The sequence below is a fragment of the Streptomyces sp. NPDC059897 genome (genome assembly GCF_042730865.1).
GTDB lineage: Bacteria > Actinomycetota > Actinomycetes > Streptomycetales > Streptomycetaceae > Streptomyces.
The window spans coordinates 131,279-145,964 of the sequence record NZ_JBHWKQ010000002.1 but is presented as its reverse complement, the minus strand read 5'-3'; the positions used below and the strand labels follow the sequence as shown (position 1 = coordinate 145,964).

Sequence of the window (14,686 nt, the reverse complement as noted above, 5' to 3'; positions counted from 1 at the left end):
GTACCCGGACACGTACAGGAAGCCGCATGAATCGAGCCGTCGTCGTCGGAGCGGGCGTGCTGGGCGCCTGCGTCGCCTACCACCTCGCCCGCGCGGGCGTCGAAGTCGTCGTCCTGGAGGAGGCCGGACCCGCCTCCGGCACCTCCAGCGCCACCTTCGCCGCCGACGTCACCCACCTGAAGACCCCGCACGCCTACTACCGCCTGAACCGCCAGGGCTCCGACGGCCACCGCGCCCTCGCCGAGGAACTCGACGGCCCCACCTGGCGGCATCCGGTGCCGCTCGTGCAGTGGGCGGACGACGAGGACGCGCAGCGCGCACTGCGTGAACGGGCACGTCGGGTACGCGAATGGGGCCACGACTGCCGCACCGCCCCGGCCTCCGCACTGCGCGAACTCGCACCCGCCGCCGACCCGGCAGCCTGCACCGCCGAAGAGATCGTCGTGCACACCGGCACCGCCTGGTTCGACGCCCCGCGCCTGGTGCGCACCCTGCTGGACGCGGCCGTCCGCAGGCACGGCGCCGAGACCCACTACGGCACCCGCGTCACGGGCCTGCTCCGCCGTGGCGCCCGGGTCGTGGGGGCGGAGGCGGGGGAGCGCAGCTGGGGCGCGGACACCGTCGTGAACTGTGCGGGGCCCGCCGCCGACCAGATCGCCGCGCTCGCCGGGGAACGCCTTCCGCTACGGCACGTGCCCGGGCTCGTCGCCGAGAGCGCGCCACTGGCTGAGGAGCCGCTGACCGCGATCCTCTCGGCACCCGGCATCGACCTGCGGCCCACGGCGGACGGCGGCGTACTGGCCCTGTCGTGGGAGGTCGACGCGCGCCTGGAGGGCACGGCCGCCGACGGCCTGCCGTCCGAGCTGCACCGGCGCGCCAGCACCGTCGTGCCGGGCCTCGACGGCGCCCGCATCGCCGACGCGCGCATCGGCGTACGACCCGTGCCACTGGACGGGCTGCCGCTGGTCGGAGAGGCGGAGTCGGCGCCCGGCCTGTACCACCTGGTGTCGCACAGCGCGGTGACGCTCGCGCCGGTACTCGGCCGGCTCGTCGCGCACGAGATCACGAGCGGGACGCCGGCCGAGGAACTGGAGGCGTACCGCCCCGGCCGGGAGATCGACGGCGACGTAGACGTGCAGGACGAAAATTTGCGGGCGATGAACCGCCACGCAGGTTGACTCTCAACCTCAACGTTAGGGTTACGTGTGGGGTGCCCGCGTAGCTCGATCAGGCGTCCGCCACCGAGTCGAAATCGACCTCGTCGCGCGCCACGCCCTGCGCGTCCGCGTCCACCGACCGGCGCAGCGCCTCGTGCAGCTTCGCAGGGGTCAGGACACCGAGGAAGCGAGCGCCGTCGAGCACCGCGACCCAGCCCGCGTCGTGCTGGAGCATCACGCCGAACGCCTGCTTGAGCGGCGCGCCGACCGGCACCCACGCACGCATCCGGTGCGCCAGATCACCGACCCGGCCACCGGGACCGGCCAGCGACGCTTCATCGACGCCGACCCAACCGTGCAGGTCACCGCCCTCGTCGAGGACCACCGCCCACCGCACCCCGTCCTCCCGCATCCGGGCGGCCGCCCGCGCGGGCGGCTCCTCGAAGCGGACCACCGACGGCTGCTCCAGGTCGTCCGGCTCGATCTCGGTGACCGACAGGCGCTTCAGGCCCCGGTCCGCGCCGACGAACTCGGCGACGTACGGGGTGGCGGGCGAGCCGAGCACCGCCCCCGGTGTGTCGTACTGCTCGATGCGGCCCTGCCCGTACACCGCGATGCGGTCGCCGAGCCGGACCGCCTCCTCGATGTCGTGCGTGACCAGGAGGACCGTCTTGCGCACGGCCGCCTGCATCTTCAGGAACTCGTCCTGCAACTGCTCGCGTACCACCGGGTCGACGGCCCCGAAGGGCTCGTCCATGAGGAGAACCGGCGGATCGGCGGCGAGCGCGCGGGCTACCCCGACCCGCTGGCGCTGACCGCCCGACAGCTGTTCCGGGTAGCGGCTCCCGTACGTGGCCGGGTCCAGGCCCACCAGATCGAGCAGCTCCGCGGCGCGCGCCCTGGCCTTCGCCTTCTTCCAGCCGATGAGCGCGGGCACGGTCGCCGTGTTGTCGAGGATCGTGCGGTGCGGGAAGAGACCGACCTGCTGGATCACGTACCCGATGCGGCGCCGCAGCTGCACCGGATCGACGCCGGAGATGTCCTCGCCCTCGACGTGGATGTGACCCGACGTCGGCTCGATCAGCCGGTTCACCATCATCATCGTGGTGGTCTTGCCGCAGCCAGAAGGGCCGACGAGCGTGACCAGTTCGCCCTCGTTCACCTCGAACGAGAGGTCGTCCACCGCCGTCGTGCCGTCCGCGTACCGCTTGGTGACATGGTCGAACCGGATCATGTCACCAACGCTAGCCGCGCCCTTCAGCCACCGCTCACCAGAACGACCTCCAGGGTGCGCGGCCCGTGCACGCCCTCGACCCGGTCGAGCTCGATGTCGCTGGTCGCGGACGGGCCCGAGATCCACGTCAGGGGGCGGGCGGGATCCAGCCGTTCGAGGGCCTGCGGGACCGAGGACACCACCTGGTCCGGGACACGGACGACGCAGATGTGATGGTCGGGGACGAGCGTGATGCGGCGGCGGCCCTGGTCTGGAGAGCCGTCGAGGACGATGGTGCCGGTCTCGGCGACGGCGACGGCGCAGGCGGTGACGACGCTGTCGACCTGGTCGAGTTCGGACGGGGTGTGCTCGGGGCTGTCGGGGACCTGCGTCGGCGCCGCCTCGGCCAGCCAGGCGGCCGGCAGCTCGGGCGGCACCGCCACGGTCCGCGAACCGTGCCCGGCAAGGAGCCCCGCGAGGGTGGCCGGCAGCTCCTGACTGGTGGCTCGGTGCACGATCGCCCGGTAGTCGGCGAGGTTCTCCGCGAGGAGTTCGACCGTCTGCTCGGTGGTGCGGGAGCCGTGTTCGCGCAGGTAGCCGCGGTCGATGTCGGTGGCATACGTGTCCGGCGCCTCGACGGGGCCGCCGATGGCGCGGCGGACCCGGCCCAGGATGACGTCTCTGCTGCTCACTTCGGGGTGTCCTTTCCGCCGTTCGTACGCTTCCACCAGTCGCGGAAGGGTTCCGCGGGCACCGTGGGCAGGTCGCGGCTGTCCGTCCAGGCCTTGCCGGGGCCGGGCATGGTGCGCGGGTGGAAGCGGCGGGTGCGCGAGGCCAGGCGCTGGCCGGTGGCGAGCGCGCCCGGGTGGGTGAAGGCCCAGGTGGCGGCGCGCATCGCGGCGCGTTCGGCGGCGTGGCCCTTGGCCGGGCGGAGCATGACCTTGTTGCCGTTGCGGGTGGCGGGGCCGCCCGCCACGACCCGCTCGCGCAGGTGCACCAGCACCTCGGGGATGTCGATGGCGACGGGACACACCTCGTAGCAGGCGCCGCACAGCGAGGAGGCGTACGGGAGTGAGGCGTCGATCTCGCTGCCCGTGCCCCGGAGTTGGGGGCTGAGGATGGCGCCGATCGGGCCGGGGTAGACGGAACCGTACGCGTGCCCGCCCGCCCGCTCGTAGACCGGGCACACGTTCAGGCAGGCGGAGCAGCGGATGCAGCGCAGGGCCTGGCGGCCGACCTCGTCGGCGAGGGTGTCGGTGCGGCCGTTGTCGATGAGGACGAGGTGGAAGGTCTGGGGGCCGTCGGAGTCGGTGGTGCCCGTCCAGGTGGAGGTGTACGGGTTCATCCGCTCGGCCGTGGAGGAGCGCGGCAGTGTCTGGAGGAAGACCTCCAGGTCCCGCCACGTCGGCACGATCTTTTCGATGCCGACGACGGAGATGAGTGTCTCGGGGAGGGTGAGGCACATGCGGCCGTTGCCCTCGGACTCGACCACGACGAGCGTGCCGGTCTCGGCGACCATGAAGTTGGCGCCGGAGATGCCGACCTTGGCGCGCAGGAACTTCTCGCGCAGGTGCAGCCGGGCCGCCTCGGCGAGTTCGGCCGGTGTGTCGGTCAGGCCTTCCGGGGCCGGGCGGCCCCAACTGCCCATCTCCTTGCGGAAGATGTCGCGGATCTCGCCGCGGTTGCGGTGGATCGCGGGGACGAGGATGTGTGAGGGGCGGTCGTCGCCGAGCTGCACGATCAGCTCGGCGAGGTCGGTCTCGTAGGCGTGGATGCCCTCGGCCTCGAGGTGTTCGTTGAGGCCGATCTCCTGGGTGGCCATCGACTTGACCTTGACGACCTCGGACTCGCCGGTCTCGCGGACGAGGCTGGTGACGATGCGGTTGGCCTCGTCGGCGTCGCGCGCCCAGTGCACGGTGCCGCCGGCCGCCGTCACCGACTCCTCCAACTGGACGAGATAGTGCTCCAGGTGGTGGAGGGTGTGGTCCTTGATCTCCTTGCCGGCCTGGCGAAGGCGCGCCCAGTCGTCCAGCTCCGCCACCGCGCGTTCGCGTTTGTCGCGGATGGTGTGGGTGGCGTGCTTCAGGTTGGCGCGCAGGGTGGTGTCGCGTACGGCCTCGTGCGCGGCCTTCGGGAAGGCCGGCATCCCGACAAACGTTCCGCCGCTCATACCAGGGCCTCCTCGTCCTCGGTGCCGGCCAGGATTTCCGCGATGTGGACGGGGCGCATGCCGACCTTCAGGCGGGACATGGTGCCGCCGATGTGCATCAGGCAGGAGTTGTCCGCCGCGCACAGCACGTCCGCGCCGGTCGCCTCGGCGTTGCGGACCTTGTCGGTGCCCATCGCCGTCGACACGTCCGCGTTCTTCACCGCGAAGGTGCCACCGAAGCCGCAGCACTCCGTCGCGCCCGGCAGCTCCACCAGCTCAAGTCCCTTGACTGCGCTGAGGAGTTGGGTGGGCCGGTCGCCCAGGCCGAGGGAGCGCAGGCCGTGGCAGGTGGGGTGGTAGGTCACCTTGTGCGGGTAGTACGCGCCGACGTCGGTCACCTTGAGGACGTCGACGAGAAACTCGGTCAGCTCGTACGTCTTCGGAATCACCGGTGCGAGGGTCGTGGTGAGGGTGTCGCCGCGGCCCTCCGCGCGGGCCCGTTCGCCCATCCGCGGGTACAGCTCGCGGACCATCGCCGCGCACGATCCGGACGGCGTGATGATTGCGTCGTAATCACCCGAGGCGAGGCCGGGGCCGAAGGTGTCGGCGTAGTGGGTGGCAAGTGGCTCGGCCTCGCGGCGGTAGCCGGTGTTGTAGTGCGGCTGGCCGCAGCAGGTCTGTGCCGCGGGGAAGTCGACGTCCACGCCGAGCCTGTTGAGGAGCTTCACGACGGCGCGGCCCGTGTCCGGGTACAGCGTGTCGTTGACACAGGTCAGGAAGAGTGCGACACGCATCGGGGCCCCTTCGGTCGGTCGGATTCGGTCGGTGCGGTGGGACTGCGGGTGATCATCGGACGCGTGCAGCGTACGTCGTGATCGGGGCTTGGTCACGGGGTGCGGACACGTGCCTCCGCCGCGTCCCACGCGCCACGGTCGCCGCTCGGCTCGTAGCGCGCGAGCGGCTGGGTGTCGGCGACGAGCCGGCGCATCGCGGCGCGGTCGCCGATGACACCGTCGGCCCGCGCCTGCACGAGTACGTTGCCCAGCGCGGCGCCCTCGGCCGGGCCCGCCACGACGGGCAGGCCGCAGGCGTCGGCCGTGAGTTGGCACAGCAGGGGGCCCCGGGCGCCGCCGCCGACGATGTGCACCACGTCGACCGGGCGGTCGGCGAGGCGGGACGCGTCCTCGATGGCGCGGCGGTGGGCGAGGGCGAGGGAGTCGAGGATGCAGCGGGTGATCTCGGCGCGGGTGCGGGGTTCCGGCTGGCCGGTGGTGCGGCAGGCGGCGGCGATACGGTCCGGCATGCCGCCGGGCGGCAGGAACGTGGGGTCGCCCGCGTCGACGACCGAGCGCAGCGGGGTCGCCTTCGCGGCCTCGTCGAGGAGGGTGGTCAAGTCGGGCTGGTTCCAGGCGCGTTGGCACTCCTGGAGGAGCCACAGGCCCATGATGTTGCGGAGGTAGCGGACCGTGCCGTCGATGCCGAGCTCGTTCGTGAAGTTCGCGGCGCGGCTCTCCTCCGTGAGGACGGGCGCGTCCAGTTCGAGTCCCGCGAGGGACCAGGTGCCGGTGCAGATGTACGCGAAGTTCTCCTCGGTCGCCGGGACGGCGGCCACGGCGGACGCGGTGTCGTGCGAGGCGACGGTGGTGACCGGGACGGGTCCTGTGAGGCCGGTCTCGTCGAGGACGTGCGGGAGGAGTTCGCCCGCCGGGTCGCCGGGGTGGCGAATCGGGGCGAAGAGGTTCACGTCGATGCCGGCGCGGGTGGCGATGTCGTGGGACCAGTCGCCGGTGCGGGGGTCGATGAGCTGGGTGGTGGAGGCGTTCGTCAGCTCGGTGCCCTGCTGTCCCGTCAGCCAGTAGGTGAGGAGGTCGGGGATCAGCAACAGGCGGTGGGCGGCGTTGAGTTGTGCGGTGCCGCGGGCTGCTGTCAGCTGGTAGATCGTGTTGAACGGGACGTACTGGAGGCCGGTGGCCGCGTACAGCTCCTGCGGCGGGATCGTCGCCCACAGCTTCTCGGCGGTGTGGTCCGTGCGGGTGTCGCGGTAGTGGTAAGGGTTGCCGAGGAGGGAGCCGTCCGTGTCGAGCAGTCCGTAGTCGACGGCCCAGCTGTCGATCCCGATCGAGCGGACCGGGCCGGCCTTCCGGAGGCCCTCCAGGATGCCGGTGTAGAGCCCGAGGATGTCCCAGTGGAGGCCGTCGGGGGTGCGGACGGGGGTGTTCGGGAAGCGGTGGGCCTCGGTCAGGGCGAGGGTGTCGTGGGTGACGCGGGCAGTCATGATCCGGCCGCTGGAGGCGCCCAGGTCTATCGCGGCGTAGGGGGTGGTGGGCATGAGGGTGGCCTTTGGTGGGTGTGCGGGGTGTTGGGTGGTGGGTGACGGTGTGTGGCGGGGGAGTGGGATCGCCCCCGCCGCCCCTTCCCGTCCCAAACCGGGGCGGGCCCCGGACCCCGCGCGGGGTTGGGCCCGTCCGCCTTCTTGCGCGGCACCGGGGGTGCCGCCTTGCCCACCCTGCCGCCCCAGGCGGCAGACTGCCCAAGACGGCGGGCGGTTGCCCGAGGGCGGTGGCGAGCCGTGCCTGGTGGCGGATCGCCCGAGGTGTGGGTGCGCCGCCCCGGGAGGCCGTAGCCCCTGGAGGGGGCGGGTGGGAGGGTGATGAGCGGGGGATCGGTGGGTTTTGATTGAGCCCCTGCGGCGATTGAGCAGCGGGGTCCGGGGCGGAGCCCCGTGCGGGTGGGCGAGCCGGCAGCGCCACGCCGACCGAATGAAGCCCACCCACCCGTGGGCGCCAAGACGAACCGGGCGCGCCCACGACGGGTCAACGGAGGAACGCCGCCGCCACACCCGCATCCACCGGAACATGCAACCCCGTCGTATGCGTAAGGTCGCCCCCGGTCAACGCGAAGACCGCGTTCGCGACGTGTTCCGGAAGCACCTCCCGCTTCAAAAGCGTCCGCTGCGCGTAGAACTCGCCCAGCTTCTCCTCCTCCACCCCGTACACCGCGGCACGCTTCGCGCCCCAGCCCCCGGCGAAGATCCCGGACCCGCGCACCACGCCATCCGGGTTGACCCCGTTGACCCGGATCCCGTCCCCGCCCAACTCGGCCGCCAGCAGCCGCACTTGGTGGGCCTGGTCCGCCTTCGTAGCCGAGTACGCCACGTTGTTCGGGCCCGCGAACACCGCGTTCTTCGACGCGATGTAGACGATGTCGCCGCCCATGTCCTGCGCCCGCATCACCCGCGCCGCCTCCCGCGAGACGAGGAACGAACCGCGCGCCATGATGTCGTGCTGAAGGTCCCAGTCCTTCGCCGTCGTCTCCAGGAGCGGCTTCGAGATCGAGATGCCCGCGTTGTTGACGACCAGGTCGACCCCGCCGAAGGCCAGCGCCGCCGCCTTGAAGGCGTCCGCGATCTGCTCCTCCGACGTGACGTCGACCGTCACCGCGACCGCCTTGTCCGGCCCGCCCAGCTCCTCGGCCACCGCTGCCGCACCGTCCGCGTTGAGGTCGGCGACGACCACGCACGCGCCCTCCGCGACGAGCCGGTGGGCGATGGCCTTGCCGATGCCCGAGCCCGCGCCCGTCACCAGCGCCACCCGCGTGGCGAGCGGCTTCGGCTTCGGCATCCGCTGGAGCTTGGCCTCCTCCAGGGCCCAGTACTCGATGCGGAACTTCTCCGACTCCTCGATCGGCGCGTACGTCGACACGGCCTCCGCACCGCGCATCACGTTGATCGCGTTGAGGTAGAACTCGCCCGCCACCCGCGCGGTCTGCTTGTCCTTGCCGAAGGAGAACATGCCGACACCCGGCACCAGCACGATCGCCGGGTCGGCGCCGCGCATCGCGGGGGAGTCGGGGCTCGCGTGCCGCTCGTAGTACGCCGCGTACTCGGTGCGGTACTCGGCGTGCAGTTCCTTCAACCGTGCGGCCACGGCGTCGAGTTCGGCCGTGGGCGGCAGGTCGAGGACGAGCGGGCGGACCTTCGTGCGAAGGAAGTGGTCCGGGCACGAGGTGCCGAGCGCGGTGAGGCGCGGGTGCTCGGCGGACGCCAGGAAGTCCAGTACGGGGCCCGAGTCGTCGAAGTGGCCGACCTGCGGGCGGTCCGTGGAGGCCAGGCCCCGGATCAGCGGGGCGAGTTCGGCGGCGCGCGCCCGGCGCTCGGCCGCGCCCAGCCCCGCGTAGCCCTCGACGACCGGGCCGAAGGGCTCCTCCTTGCCGCGCTCGGCGAGGAACGTCTCCGCGGTGCGGATGATGAACAGCGAGTTGGCCTCGCACTCCTCGGCCGTGTCACCCCACGCCGTGATGCCGTGGCCGCCCAGGATGCAGCCGATCGCGTCCGGGTTGGCGGCCTTGATCTCCGCGATGTCCAGGCCGAGTTGGAAGCCGGGGCGCCGCCACGGCACCCATACGACCTTCTCGCCGAAGCACTCGGCGGTCAGCTTCTCGCCGTCGGCGGCGCAGGCGAGCGCGATGCCGGAGTCCGGGTGCAGATGGTCGACGTGTGCCGCGTCCACCAGGCCGTGCATGGCCGTGTCGATGGACGGCGCGGCGCCGCCCTTGCCGTGCAGGCAGTAGTCGAACGCGGCGACCATCTCGTCCTCGCGCTCGACACCCGGGTACACCTCGGTGAGCGCCTTGAGCCGGTCCACGCGCAGAACCGCGAGCCCGGCCTCCTTGAGCGTGCCCAGGTCGCCGCCCGAGCCCTTGACCCACATCAGCTCGACGTCGCCGCCCGTGACCGGGTCCGTCTCGGTGGCCTTGGCGGAGGTGTTCCCGCCGGCGTAGTTGGTGTTGCGGGGGTCGGCGCCGAGCCGGTTCGAACGGTCGATGAGGGCGGCGACCTGCGGGTGCGTAGCCATGAAAGGTCCTAAATACCTGGGGAATTGAGTGGGATGAACGACGGGAAGACGGTTACGCGCCCCACCCCGCCTGCTCCCCGCCGACCCGCTCGGCCACGATCCGCTCCTGCCACCCGGAGGCGGCGTACGCGGCGACGGGATCGGCCGCGAGTCCCTGCTCCTCGCGCCACTCGGCGAGCAGCGGCCGCACATCGGTGTTGTACGCGTCCATGATCACGGAGTTCGCGGTCAGGACGTCGCCCGCCGCCTGCGCGGTGCTCAGCGCCGCACGGTCCACGAGCAGCGCCTTCGCGGTGGCCTCCTGCACATTCATCACGGAGCGGATGACCGCCGGGATCTTCGCCTCGATGTTGTGGCACTGGTCGAGCATGAACGCCACATTGGTCGCCGGGTCGAAGCCGCCGTTCTTCGCGACCTCGTGCAGGATGCGGAAGAGCTGGAACGGGTCGGCGGCGCCCACCATCAGGTCGTCGTCCGCGTAGAAGCGGGAGTTGAAGTCGAAGCCGCCGAGCTTCTTCTCGCGCAGCAGCAGCGCCACGATGAACTCGATGTTCGTGCCCGGCGCGTGGTGGCCCGTGTCGACCACGACCTGCGCCTTGTCGCCGAGCTTCATGCACTGCATGTACGAGGTGCCCCAGTCCGGCACGTCCGTCGTGTAGAAGGCGGGCTCGAAGAACTTGTACTCCAGGAGCAGCCGCTGGTCGTCGCCGAGCCGCTCGTAGACGGCGGCGAGGGACTCGGCGAGGCGGTCCTGGCGGGCCACGATGTCGTCCTGGCCCGGGTAGTTGGTGCCGTCGGCGAGCCAGATCTTCAGATCCTTGGAACCCGTCGCGTCCATGATGTCGACGCATTCCAGAAGGTGGTCGAGCGCCTTGCGGCGGACCTTCGGGTCCGGGTGGCAGACACTGCCGAACTTGTAGTCGTCGTCCTGGAAGGTGTTGGAGTTGATCGTGCCGAGTTCGACGCCGCGCTCCTTCGCGTACGCCGACAGGGCCGCATAGTCGTCGACCTTGTCCCACGGGATGTGCAGCGCGACCTTCGGGGCGATGCCGGTGAACTCGTGCACCTTCGCCGCGTCGTCCAGCTTCTCGTGCGGCGTGCGGGGCACACCGGCCTGGGCGAACACCTTGAACCGGGTGCCCGAGTTGCCGTAGCCCCAGGACGGCGTCTCGATCCGCTGGTTGGCGAGTGCGGCCTTCACGGCAGCGATGTCAGGCATGTCCACCTCTGAGTACACGGGTCTGCGAGCCGTCCGATGAATCGTCTGTCCAATGAATCGCGTGTGAATCGATTCATTGTGCAGCGAAGCTAGTCCCCCTCGTGAGGTGCGTCAAGGGGGTGTGCGAGGACTTCCGCGCGTTACGGAATCGTTTCGTACGTCGGCGTATTCGGGCCGCTCAGACCCCTTGACCGGGGCGCCGGAGCGTGGCTAGCTTCCGGAACGTTTCACTGAAACATTTCACGTCGGGTGCCCTTCGACCCCTGGAGACCTGTCATGACGCCACCTGAACCGGAGACCACTCCGGTGCTCGCCCTGGAGGGGGTGAGCAAGTCCTTCGGTGCCGTGCGCGCCCTGCGTGGTGTGTCACTGAGCCTGCACGCCGGTGAGGCGCACGCCCTCGCCGGTGAGAACGGCGCCGGAAAGTCGACGCTCATCAAGGCCCTCGCCGGGGTGCACCGCCCGGACACCGGGACGGTGCTGCTCGACGGCTCCCCGGTCGAGTTCCACGGCCCCGCCGACGCCCGCGACGCCGGTGTCGCCGTCATCTACCAGGAGCCGACGCTCTTCCCCGACCTGTCCATCGCCGAGAACATCTTCATGGGCCGCCAGCCGCGCCGCTCCTTCGGCCGCGTCGACCACACCACGGTCAAGGAGTCCACGGCCGCTCTGTTCAAGCGGCTCGGCGTGGAGCTCGACCCGGACCAGCCCGCCCGCGGCCTGTCCATCGCCGACCAGCAGCTCGTCGAGATCGCCAAGGCGCTGTCCTTCGACGCCCGCGTGCTGATCATGGACGAGCCGACCGCCGCGCTCACCGGCAGCGAGGTGGCCCGCCTGTTCGGCGTCGTACGGACGCTGCGCGAGCAGGGCTCCGCCGTGCTGTTCATCTCGCACCGCCTGGAGGAGATCTTCGAGCTGTGCCAGCGGGTCACGACGCTGCGGGACGGGGCGTGGGTGGCGAGCGAACCGGTCGACGGGCTCACCGAGGACGACCTCGTGCGCCGTATGGTCGGCCGCGACCTCGACGAGCTGTACCCCAAGCAGGACACCGAACTCGGCGAAGTCGCCCTCAAGGTCAGCCGGTTGACCCGCGAGGGTGTGTTCACCGACGTCTCCTTCGAGGTGCGGCGCGGCGAGATCGTGGGCCTGGCCGGGCTCGTGGGCGCCGGCCGCAGCGAGGTGGCCCGCGCCGTGTTCGGCGTCGACCGCTTCGACGGCGGCGAGGTGGAGGTCCTCGGGCAGAAGCTCAAGCCCGGTGCGCCGAGCCTCGCGATGCACGCGGGCCTCGCGCTCGTCCCGGAGGACCGGCGGGCCCAGGGCCTCGTGATGGACATGTCCATCGAGCGCAACATCGGGCTCACCGGCTTCGCCGACACCTCACGCGCGGGCCTCATGAACCGCAAGGCGGAGCGCAGCCGGTCCCTGGACTGGTCGGTGAAGCTCCAGGTCAAGTACGCGCGGCTCGCCGATGTCGTCGGCACGCTCTCCGGCGGCAACCAGCAGAAGGTCGTCCTCGCCAAGTGGCTCGCCACAGGACCCCAGGTGCTCATCGTCGACGAGCCCACGCGCGGCATCGACGTCGGCACCAAGGCCGAGGTGCACCGCCTGCTGTCCTCCCTCGCGGCCGACGGCGTCGCCGTCCTGATGATCTCCTCCGACCTGCCCGAGATCCTCGGCATGGCCGACCGGGTGCTCGTGATGCACGAGGGCCGGCTCTCCGCGGAGCTGCCGCGCGCGGAGGCGAACGAGGAGTCCGTGATGGCGGCGGCGACGGGGAGGGCGGCATGAGCTCCGCGAGGAACCCGGGTGCCGCCTCCCGGCACGCCGAGGCGCGCACCACCACGTGTTCCGGCCGTGTCCGGAGGCCGTGCACCCCGTCGGAGGATGCCGGCGCGACCGCCGGGCCGCCGCCCGCGTGGCTCGCGATGGCAGGCGAGGGCGACTTGCTGCCCGCCTCGGCTGGTGCGGGCCACGTGCTGTCCGCCGCGGCCGGTGCGGGCCACGCGCTGCCCGCGCCCGTGCACACCGCAAGGAGCACCCCATGACCATCACCGCACCACCCGTACGCGAGGACGCGGCGCCGCCGCCCACCGCCGGGCGACGGCTGCTCGACAAGGTGTTCAAGGCGCGCGAACTCGCCGTCGCCGCCGTGCTCGTGGTGATGCTGCTCGCCACGCAGGTCTTCAACACCGAGTTCCTGTCGCAGCAGGGCGTCAAGGACCTCCTCCTGAACGCCACCATCCTCGTCCTCGTCGCCACCGGCCAGGCGATCGTCGTCATCACCCGCAACGTCGACCTGTCCGTCGGCTCGGTGCTCGGCATCTCCGCCTTCGCCGCTGGCGACTACCTTCAGGGCGGCGGCAGTTCACTGATCGCCGTCGTCTACGCCGTCGCCATCGGCACCGTCTTCGGCGTCCTCAACGGCGCCCTTGTCAGCCTCGGCAAGGTGCCCGCCCTCGTCGTCACCCTCGGCACCCTCTACGTGGTGCGCGGCATCGACTCCATCTGGGTCGGCTCGCAGCAGATCGTCGCCGCCGACCTGCCCGACGCCTTCGTCGACTTCGGCCACGACGGCGTCTGGATCGTGCCCTACCTCGCGCTGCTCGCCGTCGCCGTCCTGCTCTGCGTCGGCTACTACCTGCGCAGCTACCGCAGCGGCCGCGAGATGTACGCGCTCGGCTCCAGCCCCGAGGCCGCGAACCTCGCCGGCATCCCCGTCCGCAAGCGGATCATGACCGCGTACGTGCTGTGCGGCGCGCTCGCCGGACTCGCAGGCGCCCTGTACCTGGCGCGCTTCGGCAACGTCGACTCCGGCACCGGAAACGGCTACGAACTCACGGTCGTCAGCGCCGTAGTGGTGGGAGGTGTCGCCTTCACCGGCGGCGCCGGAACCGTCTACGGCGCGGCCCTCGGCGCCCTGCTGCTGACCTCCATCAACAGCGTGCTGCCCGCCATCGGCGTCAGCTCCGTCTGGGTCACCGCCATCAACGGAATCCTGCTGCTGCTCGCCATCGCCGTCGACCGGATCGTCGCGCTGCGCGTCGCCGCCGTGCTGCGCAAGCAGGCCGCACAGATGAGGAGCGCCCGCCATGCCTAAGAACTCCCTTGCGGGATCGGTCCGTTGGGACACCGCCGTCGGCGCGCTGCTCGTCGTACTGCTGTTGTGCTCCTTCGCGTTCGTCGACAACTTCGGCAACGCGCTCAACCTGTCGTTCCTGATCGGCAACACCCTGCCCATCGCGATCATCGCCCTGCCGATGACGATGCTGGTCATCTCCGGCGAGGTCGACCTGTCGGTCGGCTCCACGGTCGGCCTGTCCGGCGCCGTGATGGGCGCGCTGTGGAACAACGGCATGGCCATCGAGACGATCATCCCGCTGTGCCTGCTGCTCGGCGTCGTCTGCGGACTGATCAACGGGCTGCTCGTCACCCGCCTCGGCCTGCCGTCCCTCGCCGTCACCATCGGCACGATGGCGGCCTACCGAGGCATCGCCCAGATCGTCCTCGGCTCCGACTCGGTGACCGACTTCCCCGCCCAGTACCTGGACTTCGGGGCGAACCGGATCGGCGACACGTTCATCCCGTACGCCGCGCTGCCCTTCGTCGTCCTCCTCGCCATCGCGATCGTCGTACTGCACGCCACCCGCATGGGCCGCTCCCTCTTCGCGATCGGCGCGAACGAGGAGGCCGCCCGGTTCGCCGGTGTGCGCGTCAGGCGGCTCAAGCTGTCGATGTTCGTCACGACGGGCGTGCTCTCCGCGCTCACCGGAGTCTTCTGGGCCCTGCACTACGCGAGCGCCCGCTACGACAACGCCACCGGGCTCGAACTCTCCGTCATCGCCGCCGTGTTGCTCGGCGGCATCGACTTCGACGGCGGCAAGGGCACCCTCGGCGGCGCCATCGCCGGTGTGTTCCTGCTCGGCTCGCTGCAGAACGTGATGAGCCTGCTGAACGTCTCCGCGCAGTCCCAGATCGTCGTCACCGGCGTCCTGCTCGTCATCTCCGTGCTCGCGCCGCGCGTCGGCCGCCAGATCGCCCAGGCGAGGTCCCGCAAGAAGACGGCAACAGCCGCACCCGTCGCTCCGTAGCCCCACG

The 14,686-nt window shown here is 71.2% G+C and carries 12 protein-coding genes; 5 read left to right on the top strand and 7 right to left on the bottom strand.

The genetic code is table 11. The features are described from left to right. Nucleotides 1-26 precede the first annotated feature (26 nt). Nucleotides 27-1,178 (top strand): NAD(P)/FAD-dependent oxidoreductase, encoded by a 1,152-nt coding sequence (locus ACFV9W_RS03340; RefSeq protein ID WP_385755140.1) that lies wholly within the window; start codon nt 27-29, stop codon nt 1,176-1,178. Between the two features lie 49 nt (nt 1,179-1,227). On the opposite strand, the gene ACFV9W_RS03335 is transcribed toward ACFV9W_RS03340, so the two are convergent. The 7 genes from ACFV9W_RS03335 to rhaI form a co-directional block, all read right to left on the bottom strand. After that, a complete protein-coding gene (locus ACFV9W_RS03335) occupies nt 1,228-2,391 on the bottom strand; it encodes an ABC transporter ATP-binding protein (protein WP_385755138.1) in 1,164 nt (387 codons plus the stop codon). Between the two features lie 23 nt (nt 2,392-2,414). After that, nucleotides 2,415-3,062 (bottom strand): lactate utilization protein C, encoded by a 648-nt coding sequence (locus ACFV9W_RS03330; protein WP_385755136.1) that lies wholly within the window; start codon nt 3,060-3,062, stop codon nt 2,415-2,417. After that, on the bottom strand, nt 3,059-4,540 hold the full coding sequence (locus ACFV9W_RS03325; RefSeq protein ID WP_385755134.1) for a LutB/LldF family L-lactate oxidation iron-sulfur protein: 1,482 nt from the start codon (nt 4,538-4,540) through the stop codon (nt 3,059-3,061). Before ACFV9W_RS03325 ends, ACFV9W_RS03330 begins: the two co-directional genes overlap by 4 nt. Beyond that, complete coding sequence (locus tag ACFV9W_RS03320) at nt 4,537-5,313, bottom strand: (Fe-S)-binding protein (protein WP_385755132.1); 777 nt, start codon at nt 5,311-5,313, stop codon at nt 4,537-4,539. Before ACFV9W_RS03320 ends, ACFV9W_RS03325 begins: the two co-directional genes overlap by 4 nt. Nucleotides 5,314-5,405: 92 nt before the next feature. Beyond that, nucleotides 5,406-6,848: a rhamnulokinase family protein gene (locus ACFV9W_RS03315; RefSeq protein ID WP_385755131.1), complete on the bottom strand. Its 1,443-nt coding sequence runs from the start codon at nt 6,846-6,848 to the stop codon at nt 5,406-5,408. 484 nt (nt 6,849-7,332) lie between these two features. After that, complete coding sequence (locus ACFV9W_RS03310) at nt 7,333-9,372, bottom strand: bifunctional aldolase/short-chain dehydrogenase (RefSeq protein WP_385755129.1); 2,040 nt, start codon at nt 9,370-9,372, stop codon at nt 7,333-7,335. 52 nt (nt 9,373-9,424) lie between these two features. After that, entirely contained in the window at nt 9,425-10,591 is a 1,167-nt protein-coding gene (gene rhaI, locus ACFV9W_RS03305) for an L-rhamnose isomerase (RefSeq protein WP_385755127.1), read from the bottom strand. Nucleotides 10,592-10,867: 276 nt separating this feature from the next. On the opposite strand from rhaI, the gene ACFV9W_RS03300 reads away from it, so the two are divergent. From ACFV9W_RS03300 to ACFV9W_RS03285, 4 genes are read left to right on the top strand one after another with little or no spacing between them, the layout of a single operon-like run. Next, nucleotides 10,868-12,379, top strand: a complete 1,512-nt coding sequence (locus tag ACFV9W_RS03300) for a sugar ABC transporter ATP-binding protein (RefSeq protein ID WP_385755125.1) — start codon at nt 10,868-10,870, stop codon at nt 12,377-12,379. Continuing rightward, a complete protein-coding gene (locus ACFV9W_RS03295) occupies nt 12,376-12,636 on the top strand; it encodes a hypothetical protein (RefSeq protein WP_385755123.1) in 261 nt (86 codons plus the stop codon). The genes ACFV9W_RS03300 and ACFV9W_RS03295 overlap by 4 nt, the downstream gene beginning before the upstream one ends. Next, entirely contained in the window at nt 12,633-13,688 is a 1,056-nt protein-coding gene (locus ACFV9W_RS03290; protein ID WP_385755122.1) for an ABC transporter permease, read from the top strand. Before ACFV9W_RS03295 ends, ACFV9W_RS03290 begins: the two co-directional genes overlap by 4 nt. Then, on the top strand, nt 13,681-14,679 hold the full coding sequence (locus ACFV9W_RS03285) for an ABC transporter permease (RefSeq protein ID WP_385755121.1): 999 nt from the start codon (nt 13,681-13,683) through the stop codon (nt 14,677-14,679). The genes ACFV9W_RS03290 and ACFV9W_RS03285 overlap by 8 nt, the downstream gene beginning before the upstream one ends. Nucleotides 14,680-14,686 lie beyond the last annotated feature (7 nt).